Annotated in this window: 16 protein-coding genes; 6 read left to right on the top strand and 10 right to left on the bottom strand. The window is 67.0% G+C overall.

Translation table 11 applies throughout. The features are described from left to right. Positions 1-182: 182 nt before the first annotated feature. The gene (locus WFI54_RS08265; protein WP_336652316.1) at positions 183-815 is read right to left on the bottom strand and encodes a YigZ family protein; all 633 of its coding nucleotides are present in this window, start codon (positions 813-815) and stop codon (positions 183-185) included. Positions 816-873: 58 nt separating this feature from the next. On the opposite strand from WFI54_RS08265, the gene WFI54_RS08270 reads away from it, so the two are divergent. Further along, positions 874-1,242 carry an RNA-binding S4 domain-containing protein gene (locus WFI54_RS08270; RefSeq protein WP_336652317.1) on the top strand — a complete coding sequence of 123 codons (369 nt, stop codon included), beginning with the start codon at positions 874-876 and terminating at the stop codon, positions 1,240-1,242. Next, complete coding sequence (locus WFI54_RS08275) at positions 1,242-2,195, top strand: 3-methyladenine DNA glycosylase (RefSeq protein ID WP_336652318.1); 954 nt, start codon at positions 1,242-1,244, stop codon at positions 2,193-2,195. The genes WFI54_RS08270 and WFI54_RS08275 overlap by 1 nt, the downstream gene beginning before the upstream one ends. A gap of 76 nt (positions 2,196-2,271) precedes the next feature. Here WFI54_RS08275 and WFI54_RS08280 read toward each other — a convergent pair whose 3' ends face one another. From WFI54_RS08280 to WFI54_RS08300, 5 genes are all read right to left on the bottom strand, one after another. Beyond that, complete coding sequence (locus WFI54_RS08280) at positions 2,272-3,342, bottom strand: Rv2578c family radical SAM protein (protein WP_336652319.1); 1,071 nt, start codon at positions 3,340-3,342, stop codon at positions 2,272-2,274. A gap of 68 nt (positions 3,343-3,410) precedes the next feature. Then, complete coding sequence (locus WFI54_RS08285) at positions 3,411-3,710, bottom strand: chorismate mutase (protein WP_336652320.1); 300 nt, start codon at positions 3,708-3,710, stop codon at positions 3,411-3,413. A 10-nt stretch (positions 3,711-3,720) separates the two neighbouring features. Further along, on the bottom strand, positions 3,721-5,007 hold the full coding sequence (locus WFI54_RS08290) for an adenylosuccinate synthase (RefSeq protein WP_336652321.1): 1,287 nt from the start codon (positions 5,005-5,007) through the stop codon (positions 3,721-3,723). Positions 5,008-5,146: 139 nt separating this feature from the next. Beyond that, positions 5,147-5,575, bottom strand: coding sequence for a DUF3151 domain-containing protein (locus WFI54_RS08295; RefSeq protein WP_336652322.1), 429 nt, complete (start codon positions 5,573-5,575; stop codon positions 5,147-5,149). A 2-nt stretch (positions 5,576-5,577) separates the two neighbouring features. Beyond that, complete coding sequence (locus WFI54_RS08300) at positions 5,578-6,066, bottom strand: YajQ family cyclic di-GMP-binding protein (protein WP_336652323.1); 489 nt, start codon at positions 6,064-6,066, stop codon at positions 5,578-5,580. 237 nt (positions 6,067-6,303) lie between these two features. Between WFI54_RS08300 and WFI54_RS08305 the strand changes: the two genes are divergently transcribed. The 4 genes from WFI54_RS08305 to WFI54_RS08320 all read left to right on the top strand — a co-directional run bounded on the left by WFI54_RS08305 (position 6,304) and on the right by WFI54_RS08320 (position 11,231). Continuing rightward, positions 6,304-7,737, top strand: coding sequence for a dicarboxylate/amino acid:cation symporter (locus WFI54_RS08305; RefSeq protein ID WP_336652324.1), 1,434 nt, complete (start codon positions 6,304-6,306; stop codon positions 7,735-7,737). A gap of 160 nt (positions 7,738-7,897) precedes the next feature. Then, positions 7,898-8,314 carry a YciI family protein gene (locus WFI54_RS08310; protein ID WP_336652325.1) on the top strand — a complete coding sequence of 139 codons (417 nt, stop codon included), beginning with the start codon at positions 7,898-7,900 and terminating at the stop codon, positions 8,312-8,314. Positions 8,315-8,409: 95 nt separating this feature from the next. Beyond that, positions 8,410-9,759, top strand: a complete 1,350-nt coding sequence (locus tag WFI54_RS08315) for a M20/M25/M40 family metallo-hydrolase (protein WP_336652326.1) — start codon at positions 8,410-8,412, stop codon at positions 9,757-9,759. Further along, positions 9,756-11,231, top strand: a complete 1,476-nt coding sequence (locus tag WFI54_RS08320; protein WP_336652327.1) for an MFS transporter — start codon at positions 9,756-9,758, stop codon at positions 11,229-11,231. The genes WFI54_RS08315 and WFI54_RS08320 overlap by 4 nt, the downstream gene beginning before the upstream one ends. Before the next feature lie 67 nt (positions 11,232-11,298). On the opposite strand, the gene WFI54_RS08325 is transcribed toward WFI54_RS08320, so the two are convergent. From WFI54_RS08325 to WFI54_RS08340, 4 genes are all read right to left on the bottom strand, one after another. Beyond that, complete coding sequence (locus tag WFI54_RS08325) at positions 11,299-12,012, bottom strand: hypothetical protein (RefSeq protein WP_336652328.1); 714 nt, start codon at positions 12,010-12,012, stop codon at positions 11,299-11,301. Beyond that, positions 12,009-12,953, bottom strand: a complete 945-nt coding sequence (locus tag WFI54_RS08330; protein ID WP_336652329.1) for an ABC transporter ATP-binding protein — start codon at positions 12,951-12,953, stop codon at positions 12,009-12,011. The genes WFI54_RS08325 and WFI54_RS08330 overlap by 4 nt, the downstream gene beginning before the upstream one ends. Next, a complete protein-coding gene (locus tag WFI54_RS08335) occupies positions 12,950-13,369 on the bottom strand; it encodes a GntR family transcriptional regulator (protein WP_336652330.1) in 420 nt (139 codons plus the stop codon). The genes WFI54_RS08330 and WFI54_RS08335 overlap by 4 nt, the downstream gene beginning before the upstream one ends. A gap of 367 nt (positions 13,370-13,736) precedes the next feature. Continuing rightward, positions 13,737-14,516 carry a response regulator transcription factor gene (locus WFI54_RS08340; protein WP_336652331.1) on the bottom strand — a complete coding sequence of 260 codons (780 nt, stop codon included), beginning with the start codon at positions 14,514-14,516 and terminating at the stop codon, positions 13,737-13,739. Positions 14,517-14,520: the final 4 nt, after the last annotated feature.

Below are 14,520 nucleotides of genomic sequence, written 5' to 3' on the forward strand. Positions count from 1 at the left end.
TACGCTTTTAGTATCAATATCGGCGCTCAACCCAGTTCCCCCCGGGAAGACGTCACTCTCTCCCACCGGTGTCCATCTCCGCGGGAGGGATTGAGCCCCCGGCCCTGTCCCCCAGGTCGTCGGGGGCTTCTTCGTTCCCCTCGGTGTGCCCCTCCGAGGGGAACGAATTCACTTACACGGCTTCAGTCCGGCAGATCGATGTACGCGGCCTCGCCCGGCTTCACTTCGGCGGTCCCCGCGCTGAGTTCGGCTGCGACGGCAGCAAGGGCGGCAAGATCGTCGTCTGCGACGAGGTAGCGTTGCTCCACCCGATCGCTGTAACCGGCATCGCCGACACCGTAGCCTCGCCGTCGAGCCTCGGCTTCGATCACCGGCGCCACCTCATACCCGCTCGTCACCACAACCTCACGGCGCAGGCCCCGCTGCAGCCGCGTCGATTGCAACACTGCCTCCGCGACGGAGGCCCGATAGGCGCGGGTGAGGCCGCCGGCCCCGAGCAGCACCCCGCCGAAGTATCTGGTGACCACAGCGACAACATCGCTGAGGCCCGCCGACACGAGCGCGTCGAGCATCGGCGCACCTGCAGTGCCACTCGGCTCGCCATCGTCGTTGGATCGCTGCACCCGGCCATCCGGCCCGAGCACGAATGCCGAGCAGTGGTGCCTGGCGCGAGGGTGATCGGCGCGCACCCTGGCGATGACGGCTCGCGCGTGCTCCTCGTTGTCGACGCGCTCGAGGCGCGTCAGAAAGCGCGAGCGTGAGATTTCGAGCTCGGCCTCGACGGGCGCGGCGATGGTCTCGTATTCGGCGCTCATGCTCCCATCCTGCCTGATCACCCGCCGGGTTTGAGGTGAGGCGGGTAGCCTGATCTGCATGGATTCGGTGCGACTCGACAGCTGGGTGTGGGCAGCTCGGCTCGCAAAAACCCGCAGCCAGGCCACGGCGGCGTGCCGGGCCGGGCATGTGCGCGTGAACGATCAGCCAGCGAAGGCCGCGCAGGCGGTGCGGGTGGGCGATGAGGTGCGGGTGCGTCTGCACGGCTTCGATCGTGTCTACCGCGTGACGGGGCTGGCGTCACGTCGCGGCAGCGCAGCCGATGCGGCGCACTACTTCGAAGATCTGACCCCGCCGGCACCGCCACGCGTTGAGCGCCCGTCACCGGTGCTGCGCGACCGCGGCGCGGGCAGGCCGACAAAGCGCGAACGCCGCGAGATCGACAAGCTGCGGGGCATGGAGCACTGATGCTGCGTCAGAACGAGTGGCGGTCACGCGAGATCGCCCACCAGTTGCGCGCTGATGCCCTCACCGCGGCGCATCGCGAGCGGAAGCTGCTCGGGGAGCGGCATCCGGTGGAAGACTTCCTGTGGACTTACTACTCGGTCAAGCCTGCGGAGCTGCGCAGGTGGCACCCGGGTGCCGGGGTGGTGCTGGAGAATGCGGCTCCGGATCGCGGGGCGTGGCGGCACTACACGCCCGTGCGCCGGGGCGACTCGGAGGCGCGCATTGCTGCGGGGTCGGCGGGCTCGACTGCTGAGCATGCGGCAGTCGATGTTGTGGGCTTCTTCGCCAAGCGCGGGGGCACCGTTGACTACGTCGAGACGCTACTGCGCCGCACGCTCGATCGGGCACCTCGCTTCGGCTGTTTCGGCCTGCACGAGTGGGCGATGGTCTACCGCATGACTTCTGAGCAGCTGCGGCACACTGCGCTGCCGCTGCGTATTGGCCACGAGGCCACAGACCTCGTCGTCGAGAGTCACCCTATTGGCTGCACCCACTTCGATGCGTTTCGGTTCTTTACCCCCGAGGCCGCGCCGCTCAATGCACTGCAACCCACCCGGGAGTCGCAGCCCGAACTGGAACAGCCGGGCTGCCTGCACGCCGGCATGGACGTCTACAAATGGGCGGCGAAGCTCGGGCCGATCGTGCCTGGCGAAACGCTACTCGATGCCTTTGAGTTGGCGCGGGACATTCGGGAAGTCGATATGCGGGCCTCGCCCTACGACGTGAGCGCCTTCGTCGGCGCTTCGGGGGTGCAACTGCAGGCGATCCCCATTGAGACTGCGGCCGGCAAGCGAGAGTACGCCCGCCTGCAGCGCGGTTTTGCGGACCGCGGGAACGCGCTGCGCCTGCGGGTGCTCGATGCGATTGCCGAGGCGCGCACCGCGAGCACCACGATGGCTCGATCCGCCGCCTGAGCGCAGCGAGGCGATCGCGCCCCCGCACGCTCTCATCTCTGCCTCGTCGCATTCTCACCTCGCGTCTCCTCGCCTCTCAGAACAGCGTGGGTGCGGGAACCCCGGGTGGGCCGATCGTGGCGAGCTGCTCAGCAGAGAACTGCGCCCTGCTTCGCGCGGCGCCGGTGTCGCGCGGCGCCGACCATTCGAGCCCGAGGCGCCGGATGATGGGGCGGATCCGCGCAGCCAGCTCTATGCGGTAGGCCTGCGGGGCGCGGCTCGCACTGCCTGGGTAGAGCGAATGGTAGACCGGCAGGAGCTCCGGGTATGCCCGCTCGAGCCATGCGAAGAACCATGGTTTGACGTGAGCCCTGAGATGCAGCGGGCCGTACATGACCGAGCGGGCGCCCGCGGCGCGGATGTCGCGCAATAGCGAGCCGAGTTGCTCGGTGGAGTCGGTGAGGTGCGGCATCACTGGCATCACGAAGACGTCGGGCGCGAAGCCGGCATCGCGGGCTGTGGCGATGGTGTCGAGCCTTGCACGGGCCGAGGGCACCCCCGGCTCGATCGCGCGTTGCAGCTCGGGGTCGGTCACCGCGATCGACATCGACAGCGTGACGGGGGCACGCTGCGCGACTTCAACGAGTTGCGGCAGATCGCGGCGCAGCAGGGTGCCCTTGGTGAGGATCGACATGGGCGTTGCGCTGCGGGCGAGGGCATCGATAATGCCGGGCATGAGCCGGTACCGACCCTCAGCGCGCTGATAGGGATCGGTGTTGGTGCCGAGCGCCACATGCTCTCCCGCCCAGCTCGGCCTGCCCAGCTCACGGCCGAGCACCTCCGCGATATTGACCTTCACCACGATCTGCGAATCGAAGTCGCGGCCCGTGTCGAAGTCGAGGTAGCGGTGAGATCCCCTGGCGAAGCAGTACACGCAGGCGTGAGAACAGCCGCGATAGGGGTTGATGGTCCAGGAGAAGGGCATCGAAGACGAGGCCGGCACCCGGTTGAGCGCGCTCTTCGCGATCACCTCGTGAAAGACCAGGCCGGCGAACTCGGGCGCTCTGACCGTGCGCAGGTGGCCGGGCAGCGCTGCAACCTCGCCGAGGCCGAGCCCCGGCAGCGTCGCCTCCGACGCCGCGTCTACGCGTTGACCGTTCCACCTCATGCGCTCATTCGAACATATGTTCGAATGATTCGCAAGTGCGATGTTCTGTTCGGCCTGCGACCCCGCCGCTACTCCGACTCGTTCGCGATGCGGGTGTGGTGGCGAATCACCTCTGCCACCACGAAGTTGAACCACTTCTCGGCGAACTCGGGGTCGAGGTGCGCGTCCTCGGCGAGGGAACGCAAACGCGCAATCTGCCGCGCCTCACGCGAAGGGTCCGACGGCGGCATGTCGTGATCGGCCTTCAATCGACCAACCTCCTGCGTGCAGCGGAAGCGCTCCGCGAGCATGTGCACGAGCGCCGCATCGATGTTGTCGATGCTGGAGCGCAGCGCGGTGAGGCGCTGCTCAGGCGTCGGCTCGCTCACACTCGCCCCCTCAGTCGAGCAGGTCGTGGCGCACCACGACCTGCTCGCGCTCGGGGCCGACGCCGATCGCTGAGATACGAGCACCGCTCATCGCTTCGAGCGCGAGGATGTAATCCTGCGCGTTCTTCGGCAGATCTTCGAAGCGTCGCGCGCCCGAGATGTCTTCCGACCAACCGGGGAACTCCTCGTAGATCGGCTTCGCGTGGTGGAAGTCGCTCTGATTCACGGGCATCTCATCGTGCCGCACGCCGTTCACGTCGTAGGCGACGCAGACCGGGATCGTTTCAAGACCAGAAAGCACATCCAGCTTGGTAAGTACGAAGTCGGTGACACCGTTGATGCGGGCTGCGTAACGCGCGATGGGCGCGTCGTACCAGCCGCAGCGGCGGGCCCGGCCCGTGGTGGTGCCGTATTCGTGGCCGACGCTCGCGAGGTGCTCGCCGAACTCATCGAAGAGCTCAGTGGGGAACGGGCCGGCACCGACGCGGGTCGTGTAGGCCTTCACCACGGAGATGATGCGGTCGAGCTGGTGCGGGGGCAGACCCGAGCCGGTGCTCGCACCGCCTGCGGTCGCGTTCGATGAGGTGACGAAGGGGTAGGTGCCGTGGTCGATGTCGAGCATCGTGGCCTGTCCAGCCTCGAACAGCACGGTCTTGCCGTCTTGCATGGCCTCATGCAGCAGCAGCCCGGTGTCGCACACCATCGGCTCGAGCATTTCGCGGAAGCTCAGCAGGTCGGCGATCACCTCGTCGGCCTCGATGGCGCGTCGGTTGTAGATCTTGACGAGCACCTGGTTCTTGAACTCAAGCGCCGCTTCGACCTTCTGGCGCAGAATGCTCTCGTCGAAGAGATCCTGGATGCGGATTCCCACCCTGTTGATCTTGTCGGCGTAGGCCGGGCCGATGCCGCGGCCCGTCGTGCCGATCTGACGCTTGCCCAGGAAGCGTTCGGTGACCTTGTCGAGGGTGCGGTGGTAGGCGGTGATGACGTGCGCGTTCGCGCTCACCTTCAGGCGCGACACGTCGACGCCGCGGCTGCTGAGGGCATCGAGCTCCTGCTTGAGCACGCCGAGGTCGATCACCACACCGTTACCGATGACGGGCACGACGCCGGGAGTCAGAATGCCGGAGGGGAGCAAGTGCAGGGCGTACTTCTCGTTGCCCACCACAACAGTGTGGCCGGCGTTGTTGCCGCCGTTGAACTTGACCACGTACTCGACGCGGCTGCCGAGCAGGTCGGTCGCTCGCCCCTTCCCCTCGTCGCCCCACTGGGCACCGGTGATGAGCACTGCGGGCATTTCAGCCCCTTCCTTTGCAGCTGTGGCAGATACCGCCCCAGTCTACCCGGCACCCCCGACGAAGCCGATTCGGCTGGATCGGAAGGCCCGCGGCGCACCCACAGGGGTGGCGACCGAAGGTTGCTTCGGCCGTTGGCACTCAGGCGTTAGTGGCGTCGGTGGCCTCGATGGCCGCGATGGCTTGCGGGTCGGCTCCGTCGAGAAACTCGGTGAGCCGGGTGACCTCGCTGTGCTCGCCTATGCGGGCGGCGGATCGGCGCAGCGCATAGAGCGCGCGCAGCACTCCCCTGTTGGGCTCGTGAGCCCACGGCAGTGGCCCGGCCCCGCGCCAGCCCGCCTTGCGCAGCGCATCGAGCCCGCGATGGTAGCCCACACGGGCATAGGCGTAGGCCTCGATCTCACGCCCCTCGGAGTCGGCGCTGTCGGCGAGCAGCGCCCAGGCGAGCGGCGACTCGGGGTGCTCCCGCACGACCGATTCGAGATCGGCGCCGGCGGCGAGCGCCGCGACAACTTCAGGCTCGGGCTGCAGATGGGTGGGCTCTGGTCCGAGCAGGTTCTGGCCGATCATGTTCAGCGGAAGTTGACGAACTGCAAGGCCACGTCGACGTCGGCACCCTTGAGCAGCGCGATAGTCTCCTGCAGATCGTCACGGCTCTTCGAGCTGACGCGCAGCTCGTCGCCCTGGATCTGCGACTTGACGGCCTTCGGGGCCTCGTCGCGGATCAGCTTGTTCAACTTCTTGGCGGTGGCCTGGTCGATGCCCTCCTTCAGCTTGGAGTCGATGCGATACTCCTTACCGCTCGGGTAGGGCTCGCCACTGTCGAGCGCCTTGAGCGAGAGGCCGCGCTTGATGAACTTCGACTGCAGCACGTCGAGCACGGCGTTCGCGCGCTCCTCGGTGTTGGCCCTGATCTGAATGTTGTCACCCGAGAAGGTCACGTCAGCACCCACACCCTTGAAGTCGTAGCGCTGTTCGACCTCCTTGCGGGCCTGGTTGACCGCGTTCTCGACCTCCATCGAATCGATCTTGCTCACCACGTCAAACGAAGAATCTGCCATAGGGCCAGGATACCCGGCCTCGCCACATTCGGCAGCGGATCGCGGCGCGACAGCGCCGCCGATCCGCCGCCGCACAGCGCAAGCAAGCACATCTCAACTCAACAATTTGCAATATGTGGAATAACTCAGGCGAATAGCTTGCTACACTCTCCTGCGGCCCGGGCTTCACGCCCGCACGCACTTCGCGCAGATCCGCACACCTCAGATCCCGCGCTCACCATCGAAAGGAACCCTGTCGTGTCGACTTCTCCGACCGCACCCGAAACGCGGCGCCGCCTCCCCAAGTGGGTGACCTCCTTCGGGTGGCAAATCCTCGCCGCACTAGCGCTCGGCCTCGTGCTCGGCGGCATCGCCCGCTCGATCGGGGCCGACGCAGAAGGCAATCCGAACGGCCTTCAGGCAACCCTCGGCACCATCGGTGACAGCTACGTGTCACTGCTGCGCGCCGCAGTCGTGCCGCTCATCTTCACCGCCATTGTGTCGAGCATCGTCGGCCTGCGCCAGGTCACGAACGCCGCTCGCCTCGCAGGCCAGACCCTGCTGTGGTTCGCCATCACCGCCCTTATCGCCGTCACCATTGGCATCGCGCTCGGCGTCGTGTTCCAGCCCGGCGCGCAGGCCTCCCAGAGCGAACTCGAGACCGGCGATCCCTACGCCGTCGGCAGCTGGTGGAACTTCCTCATCGGCCTCGTGCCCTCGAACTTCCTGGGCCTCGGCGTGAACGGCGGCGTCGACGCCGAGACGGGCTCCTTCACCGGATCCGCCAGCTTCAACGTGCTGCAAGTCATCGTGATCTCGGTCGCTGTCGGCATCGCAGCGCTCAAGATCGGCGAGAAGGCGGAACCGTTCATCAAGCTCACCGAATCCGCGCTCGCGGTCATCCAGAAGGTGCTGTGGTGGATCATCAGGATCGCGCCCCTGGGCACCCTCGGCCTCATCGGCAACGCCGTCGCCGAGTACGGCTGGGACAAGATGGGCTCGCTCACCTGGTTCGTCGCGGTGCTTTACCTGGGACTCGCACTCGTGCTCTTCGTGGTCTACCCCGTGCTCGTGAAGGCGCATGGCCTCTCGGTCAAGCAGTACTTCTCAGGGGTGTGGCCCGCTGTTCAGCTGGCCTTCGTGAGCCGCTCGTCGATCGGCACACTGCCGCTCACCCAGCGCGTCACCGAGCGCAACCTCGGCGTGCCGCGCGGCTACGCCTCCTTCGCAGTGCCGCTCGGCGCAACCACCAAGATGGACGGCTGCGCCGCGGTCTACCCCGCCCTCGCCGCGATCTTCATCGCGCAGTTCTTCGGCATCGACCTCACCATCGTGCAGTACCTGCTCATCGTGATCGTTTCGGTGGTCGGCTCGGCCGCCACCGCGGGCACCACCGGCGCGACCGTGATGCTCACGCTGACCCTGTCGACGCTGGGTCTGCCCCTTGAAGGCGTGGGCCTGCTGCTCGCTGTCGACCCCATCATCGACATGGGCCGCACCGCGGTGAATGTCGCCGGCCAGGCACTCGTGCCTACGATCGTCGCGAAGCGCGAGGGCATCCTCGACGTCGATCTCTACAACGCTCCTCGCAAGGGCCAGGCCTTCGACAACACCGATGTGGAGACCGTGGTGGCGCACCCCGGCGGCCCGTCGACGGACGAGATCCGGGATCCGGAGCCCGCGAAGGCGTAGCCCTCACCCGCCGAAGCTGAGCCCCGGATCGCAGCCTCATCTCATAAGGAGCTGCGACCCGGGGCTCAGTTGTTCGTATGCGCGGCGGCAATTTGAGGGTTCCCATCGGCACCCAGCAGTGGCAGTGTCGAATCAGGACCCGAACCGAATGGAGTTCACCATGAAATACATGCTGATCATGCGCGCCACCGACGAAGCACTGCAGGCCTCGAAAGACGTGCCCTTCGAGCAGATCATCGAGGCCATGGGACGTTACAACGAATCGCTCATCGAAGCCGGTGTCATGGCTGGCGGCGACGGCCTCACCCCGCCGGCCGAGGGCGCCGTCGTCGACTTCTCAACCCACCCCCCACTCGTCACCCAGGGCGCCTACGGCACCACCGAGTCGCAGTTCAACGGCTTCTGGGTGCTCGACGTACCCACCCAGGAGGAGGCCATCGAGTGGGCCAAACGCTGCCCGCTCGGCCCGGGCAACAAGCTCGAAGTGCGCCGCATCACCAGCGAGGAAGACTTCCCGCAGGACAACGAGTGGATCGAGAAGGAGAAGGGCTGGCGCGAGGCGGCAGAGCAGAAGTAGCGGTGGCTAGGGCGGGGCAGGCACCCCGCCCCGGCGCTGCTTGCAAGGGCGACGACAACGGCGACGATGCACGAGACACGCCCTAGACTGGCGCCATGACAGCCAACGTTGATGTCACTCCCCGACCGGGTGCCGAAACACGCCTTTCGCGCATGATCAGCATCCCCACGGTTTCCGCAGAACTCGAAGAGCGCGGCTCACAGCCTTTCGAAGACTTCGTGGCCCTGCTCGAAGAGCTCTACCCGCTCACGCACCAGCAGTTGGAGCGCGAGCGCATCACCGACTTCGGCCTGCTGTTCCGCTGGCAGGGGCGCGGCAGCTCGGCCGATCCCGCGGTGCTGATGGCGCACTACGACGTCGTGCCCGTCGACCCGAGCGATCACTGGCGATTCCCCGCATTCGAGGGGCGCATCGAGGACGGCTTCGTGCACGGCCGCGGCGCCCTCGATGACAAGGGTCCGCTGCTCGTGGTGCTCGAAGCTGTCGAGAACCTCCTCGCGGCAGGCTTCACGCCCGCACGAGACGTGCTGCTCTCATTCGGAGGCAATGAGGAGACGTTCGGGGCCGCCGCGCGCACCATCTCCGACACACTGCACGAACGAGGCGTGCGGCCGTGGATCGTGCTCGACGAAGGCGGTGCCGTGACCGACGCGCCGCTGCCATTCGTCACGGGCACCGCCGGCATGGTGGGTGTGGGTGAGAAGGGCATCGCCACTGTGCGGATCAGCGCCAGGGGCGATGGCGGTCACGCCTCGGTGCCGCCAGAGCTCACTGCTGTGGGCCGTGTCGCCCGTGCGGTGAACCGGCTCACGCCGGGCACGTTCCGCGCCCGTGCGCCCCGCGCGATCCCGCGCATGCTCGGCCTGTTCGCGCCGCGTTCACGCGGCATCGGGCGCCCGCTGTACCGGCTGCTCGCCTCCTGGCCCTGGCTCAACGCGCGCGTGTTCGCGGCGCTCGGCGGTGAGGCAGCTGCGCTCGTGCGCACCACCATCGCCCCCACCCGACTCGCCGGCGGCACAGCCAACAATGTGCTGCCCTCAGAGGCGAGCGCCACCCTCAATCTGCGGCTCGCCCTCGGCGAGACGGTTGCGGGTGCTGCTGAGCGCCTGCGCCGTCGCATCGGCGACGATGCCGTCTCGGTCGACGTGCTCGAAGGCAACGACGCGTCGCCCGAGTCGCCATCAGACGGCCCACAGTTCGCCCTGATCGCCGCCGCGCTCAGGGCCTCCCACCCGGACGCGGTCGCCGTGCCCTATGTGACGCTTGCCGCGACCGACTCCCGCTACTTTCACCGCTATGCCCCGGCAACCTACCGTTTCGCTCCGCTCATGATGAACGCCGAACAGCGCGCCACGATCCACGGCGTTGACGAGCGCGTCGCAGTTGCAGAGCTTGCACGCGGTGAGCTGTTCCATCGCCGCCTCATCGAGGGGCTACCTGCGTGACCCCGGCAAAGCAGACCTCCCCCGCTGCGGCGAAGCCGCGCGTGCGACTGGGAGCGCTCGCCGGCGTTGTCGGCTTCCTCGCCTTCATCGAGTTCACGAGCGGCATCCTGCAGGGCTACTACACGCCCATGCTCACCGACATCGCCAGGCACCTTGGGGTGCATGACGCCGACGTGAACTGGCTCGAGGGCAGTCAGCTCATGCTGTCAGCGCTCGTGGTGCCCGCCTTCGCGAAGCTCGGCGACATGTTCGGCCACAAGCGCATGCTGCTGTGGTCCACAGCGCTCACCGCGATCGCCTCCTTCGCCTTGCCCTTCACCGATTCATTCGCGGTGTTCCTGATTGCCTGGGCGTTGCAGGGCTTCTACGTGGTGTGGCTGCCGCTCGAGATTGCAATCATCTGGTCGCGCAGTCGCGGCCGCGAAGGGTCTTCGCTGCTCACCGCACGCGCCGCCGGCATCCTGGTGGCATTTCTCGAACTCGGGGCGATTCTGGGCGCGCTTCTCGGCGGTCAACTCATCGACGCGCTGCCGCTGCAGATCGTGCTCGTGGTGCCGGCGCTCTTCGTGGCGGCCTGCTTCGTGGTGGTGGCGTTCGGGGTGCGCGAAAGCGATCTCCGGCCTGGTGGGCGCCTCGATCTGACGGGGCTTGTGCTCGTCTCGCTCGCACTGATCGCGTTCACCGGCGGCCTCAGCCTGCTGCGTCTGAACGGCCCCGCCGATCCGGCAGCGTGGCTGGTCACCGTGCTGGGTGTCGCCCTGATCGTGCCGTTCGTGCTGTTCGAACTGCGGCACCCGGATCCGCTCATCGACGTGCGCATGTTCCGCTCGCCCGCGCTTGCGCCGGTGTTTCTCACCGCAGGCCTCTTCGGTGTCAGCGTGCTGGGAGCACAGGCCCCACTCTCCACCTTCGCGCGCACCGACCCCGCAGTGTACGGCTACGGGCTCGGTACCAGCGGCTTCACCACCTCGCTCATCATCGGCCTGTACCTAGTGGCGATGATCGCGGGCGCGCTTATCTTTCCGAAGGTGGCGCGGTGGGCAACGCCGCGAGTCACCCTCATCGGCGCGGCCTGCCTGGTGGGTGTCGGCTATCTCCTGTTTTTGCCGCTGCACGAGAGCTACCTCCAGGTCACCGTGAACATGATGATCGCGGGTGCCGGATCCGGCGCGCTCGTGGCGGCGCTCCCCGCAGCCGCGGCCGCAGCCGCCCCAGCCACGCAGACGGGCGTCGCAACAGGTCTCACGAATTCGGTGAAGACCGTGGGCGGGGCGGTCGCCTCGGCAACATTCGGCATCGCACTCATGCACGGTGCCACCGGGGCCGCCGCGGAGGGCACCGCCGGTTCCCTCGCCGGCTACGTCACCGTGTGGACCATCTGCGGCGTCACCGCCCTCGTCGCAGCCGCACTGCTCTGCTTCGTGCCGAAGAACGCCTTTACCGACGGCGCCACCCCCGCGCTCACCGTCTGAGCGCAGCAGCAGAGCCGCGATCCGCCATCTCAGAGAAAGAGATGGTGGATCGCGGCTCCCGCGCCCGCTACCGCACCGAGGCGCGCCGCATCGCGAACCACGTGCCCACGAGCGCGATCGCCATCACCACGATCGAAGCAAGCGCGAGCGATGCCCCGGTGGTGGCCGCGATGATTTCGCCCAGCTGCGGGGCGAACAGCAGCAGCAAGAGGGCAAGCACGAGGCCCAGCGCCAAACCCATGACCGCCGGGCCCTTCGGCCCAAACCGCACCCACACCGCGCCGAAGAGGCCGCCGACGGTGAGGCAGAACAGGGTGCCCAGGAATGCGCCGAGCCCCAGGATCAGCGGGTTGCCTGATCCCGTCGCGTAGACGTCGAGCACGTAGAGACCCATGAACCAGTGATTCGTCGCAAGCTCGAGCCCGAGCAGCACCAGCAATACCACCGCCACGTATGCCGCCTGAACTGCGTTCGCGAGCATGGTGCCCAAGATGAAGTTGCGGCGCGTCACACCGAGCGCCAGCCCGAACGGGTAGGTCGTCGCGATGGCCTGCACCCCGTAGTAGACGAGGAAACCCGGGAGCGACCACACGATCGCCTGATTCCAGCGGGCGTTCTCGGCGTAGCCGGGCGACGAGGGGCCGAGGCCGGTGCCGCGCTGAATCGCGATCTGAATGATGATCGAGACCAGCATCACCACCGCCAGGATCATGAGCGGGGTGAGAGTGTAGGTGCCGAGCTTGTTGAGGTGCAACCGTGTCACCTTGACGATGCGGTTCATGATGCGCTCCTTCCGGTGAGCGGCGAAACAGTGGCGAGTTCGAGATCCGCATCGCCGGCGGACTCCGCGAGATCTCCGAGACCGTAAGCGGCAACGAGGTCCTGCAGAGACACCGGTGTGATCTCGAGACCGCCGGCGGCGGCCGCTGCCCGATCCGCCTCTCCCAGCACGCCCTCGATGACGGCCGTGCCGAGCCCCCCGATGGTGCGGCGCGAAAGGGCCCGACGCTCCCGGGCGAACTCGGCGACCGCAGCCGCCTTGCCCGCCACCTGATAGGCGCCGCCGCGCAGCTCGTCGACGTCGGCGTGCCGCACGACACGTCCCTGATCCAGCACGATCACGCGTTCGAGCAGGCGATCCATCTCATCGATGAGGTGCGTCGAGAGGATGATCGTGCGCGGGTGTGCCGCGTAGTCGCGCAGCAGTTCGTCGTAGAAGATGCCGCGGGCTGTGGCATCGAGACCCAAATAGGGCTCATCGAAGAAGGTGATGGGTGACCGCGAGGCGAGGCCCAGCACGATGCCGAGCGCCGACAGCTGCCCACGCGAGAACTTCTTCACGATCGGCTTCGTCGGAATGCGGAACAGCTCAACCAGCCGTTCCGCCACCTCTTGCGACCAGTTCGGGTAGAAGATCGCGGCCGCGCGGATCGCGTGCTTCAGCTTGTAATCATCGGGGTAGCGCTGGTTGTCGCGCACGAAACACATCTGCTCGATGATGTCGGCATGCTCGAACGGTTCGCGGCCGTTCACGCTGACCGTGCCGGCACTCGGCCGATCCTGCGCGGTGATGAGCGACATGAGCGTCGTCTTGCCAGCGCCGTTGCGGCCGAGGAGCCCCGTGATCACACCGGGCTCAATGTCGAGGGTCACGTCTTCGAGCGCGACGGTGCCCCGATAGCGGCGGGTGAGGCCGCGCGTGGCGATGATGGGTGCGGTCATTGTTCTTCCTTCGCTTGCTGCGCCGCGAACGGGGCGACGATGGGTGGCGCGGCCTGGTGAGGGCCGGATTGCTGCTCAATGAGGCGGATGACGTCATGCGCTCCGAGACCGAGGCTGCGGGCCTCGGTCAGCAGTGGCGCGATGAATCGCTGCGCGAAGGCCTGTTGGCGCTCATTCGCGATGAGTGCGCGGGCACCGGGAGCGACGAACATGCCGATGCCGCGGCGCTTGTAGAGCACGCCGCGCTCGACAAGTAGGTTTAGACCCTTGCCCGCCGTGGCGGGATTGATGCGCAGGTGCGCGGCGAGTTCGTTCGTGGAGGGCACCTGTTCCTCCTCGGCGTAGACCCCCCGCAGCACGTCGTCGGCGATGCGATCGGCGAGCTGCAGGAAGATGGGGCGCGTGTCATCGAACATCCGGCGCCTCCGTTCTGGTGGGAGAGACTGGCGGATCCGGATCCACCGCGGCTCTTTGGTTCATTACTTCACTAATGAACCTACGCACCAATAGCGGCGGCGTCAAGACCGGGGTGTGAATTACAACGGTGTAATTATCCACAGGCGGGAGGGAGCCTGTGGGGAAGGAGCTGCGCGGATCACGAAAAAGGTCGTGCTGCCACGCCTCCTGCCGCATTTTCATGCGGATCTACCCGGCTGCGCGCCGGGAATTACAACGATGTAATTATCCACAGCCCCTTCGCCGGGCTGTGCGGAACCGTGGGAAAACTCTCTTGGTTCCCGGCCCTGTCCCCATGCTCAGGGCTCAAGCCTGAGACCCCAGAGCTCAGATCAGGCCGAACTCCATTGCGCGGATCACGGCGCGAGTGCGATCAGAGACCTCGAGCTTTTCGAACACGTGCAACAGGTGCGTCTTCACGGTGGATTCGCCAATGAAGAGTCGCGCAGCGATCTCAGGATTGCTCAGCCCCTCTGCCACCAGCCCCACGATTTCAGCCTCGCGCGCAGTGAGCCGCGGCGCCGAGCGGAGACCCTCTGCCGCCGAATTTGCAGGCACCCGCCCCTCCGCCACGTCGCCGCTGGGCACGACCGCAGGCCCACTGGCGGGCGCTGCCTCGGGCACGACCGCTCGACCTCGGGCGGCCATCGCCAGGGCTGCAGCAACGGAGGGCGCAAGCACTGTCTGCCCCGCGACGACGGCGCGCACGCCCGCCGCGAGTTCGGCGGCGGGCGCCGCCTTCACGAGATACCCGCCAGCGCCGGCCTCGATCGCCGCGAGAATTTGGTCGTCGTCTTCATAGGTGGTGAAGACGAGCACCCGCACCGGCTGAGCGGATCTACCGCCCGCACCGGGCGCCCTCTCAGCTCCGGTCGATCCCGGCTCCGCACCCGGCTCCAACGACATGGCTGCGATGCACCGCGTGGCCTCGACCCCGCCCATGCCGGGCATGCGCAGATCCATGAGCACAACGTCGGGCAGCATCTCTGGAACCAACTCGATCGCCTGTTCACCGGACTCGGCTTCGGCGACCACCTCAAAATCGGGTTCGGTGTCGAGCAGGCCCACAATACCCGCCCGCACAATGGGGTGGTCATCGACAACCATGACC

Origin of the sequence: Leucobacter sp. MMO-125 (assembly GCF_037148395.1) — a bacterium.
GTDB lineage: Bacteria > Actinomycetota > Actinomycetes > Actinomycetales > Microbacteriaceae > Leucobacter.

Excerpts from the sequence above, each read along its gene's own strand:
- WFI54_RS08270 (WP_336652317.1), top strand. The coding sequence starts at position 874 with ATGGATTCGGTGCGACTCGACAGCTGGGTGTGGGCAGCTCGGCTCGCA.
- WFI54_RS08325 (WP_336652328.1), bottom strand. The coding sequence starts at position 12,012 with ATGAACCGCATCGTCAAGGTGACACGGTTGCACCTCAACAAGCTCGGC.
- WFI54_RS08265 (WP_336652316.1), bottom strand. The coding sequence starts at position 815 with ATGAGCGCCGAATACGAGACCATCGCCGCGCCCGTCGAGGCCGAGCTC.
- WFI54_RS08280 (WP_336652319.1), bottom strand. The coding sequence starts at position 3,342 with ATGAGGTGGAACGGTCAACGCGTAGACGCGGCGTCGGAGGCGACGCTG.
- WFI54_RS08290 (WP_336652321.1), bottom strand. The coding sequence starts at position 5,007 with ATGCCCGCAGTGCTCATCACCGGTGCCCAGTGGGGCGACGAGGGGAAG.
- WFI54_RS08335 (WP_336652330.1), bottom strand. The coding sequence starts at position 13,369 with ATGTTCGATGACACGCGCCCCATCTTCCTGCAGCTCGCCGATCGCATC.
- WFI54_RS08315 (WP_336652326.1), top strand. The coding sequence starts at position 8,410 with ATGACAGCCAACGTTGATGTCACTCCCCGACCGGGTGCCGAAACACGC.
- WFI54_RS08310 (WP_336652325.1), top strand. The coding sequence starts at position 7,898 with ATGAAATACATGCTGATCATGCGCGCCACCGACGAAGCACTGCAGGCC.
- WFI54_RS08330 (WP_336652329.1), bottom strand. The coding sequence starts at position 12,953 with ATGACCGCACCCATCATCGCCACGCGCGGCCTCACCCGCCGCTATCGG.
- WFI54_RS08300 (WP_336652323.1), bottom strand. The coding sequence starts at position 6,066 with ATGGCAGATTCTTCGTTTGACGTGGTGAGCAAGATCGATTCGATGGAG.
- WFI54_RS08340 (WP_336652331.1), bottom strand. The coding sequence starts at position 14,516 with ATGGTTGTCGATGACCACCCCATTGTGCGGGCGGGTATTGTGGGCCTG.
- WFI54_RS08295 (WP_336652322.1), bottom strand. The coding sequence starts at position 5,575 with ATGATCGGCCAGAACCTGCTCGGACCAGAGCCCACCCATCTGCAGCCC.
- WFI54_RS08275 (WP_336652318.1), top strand. The coding sequence starts at position 1,242 with ATGCTGCGTCAGAACGAGTGGCGGTCACGCGAGATCGCCCACCAGTTG.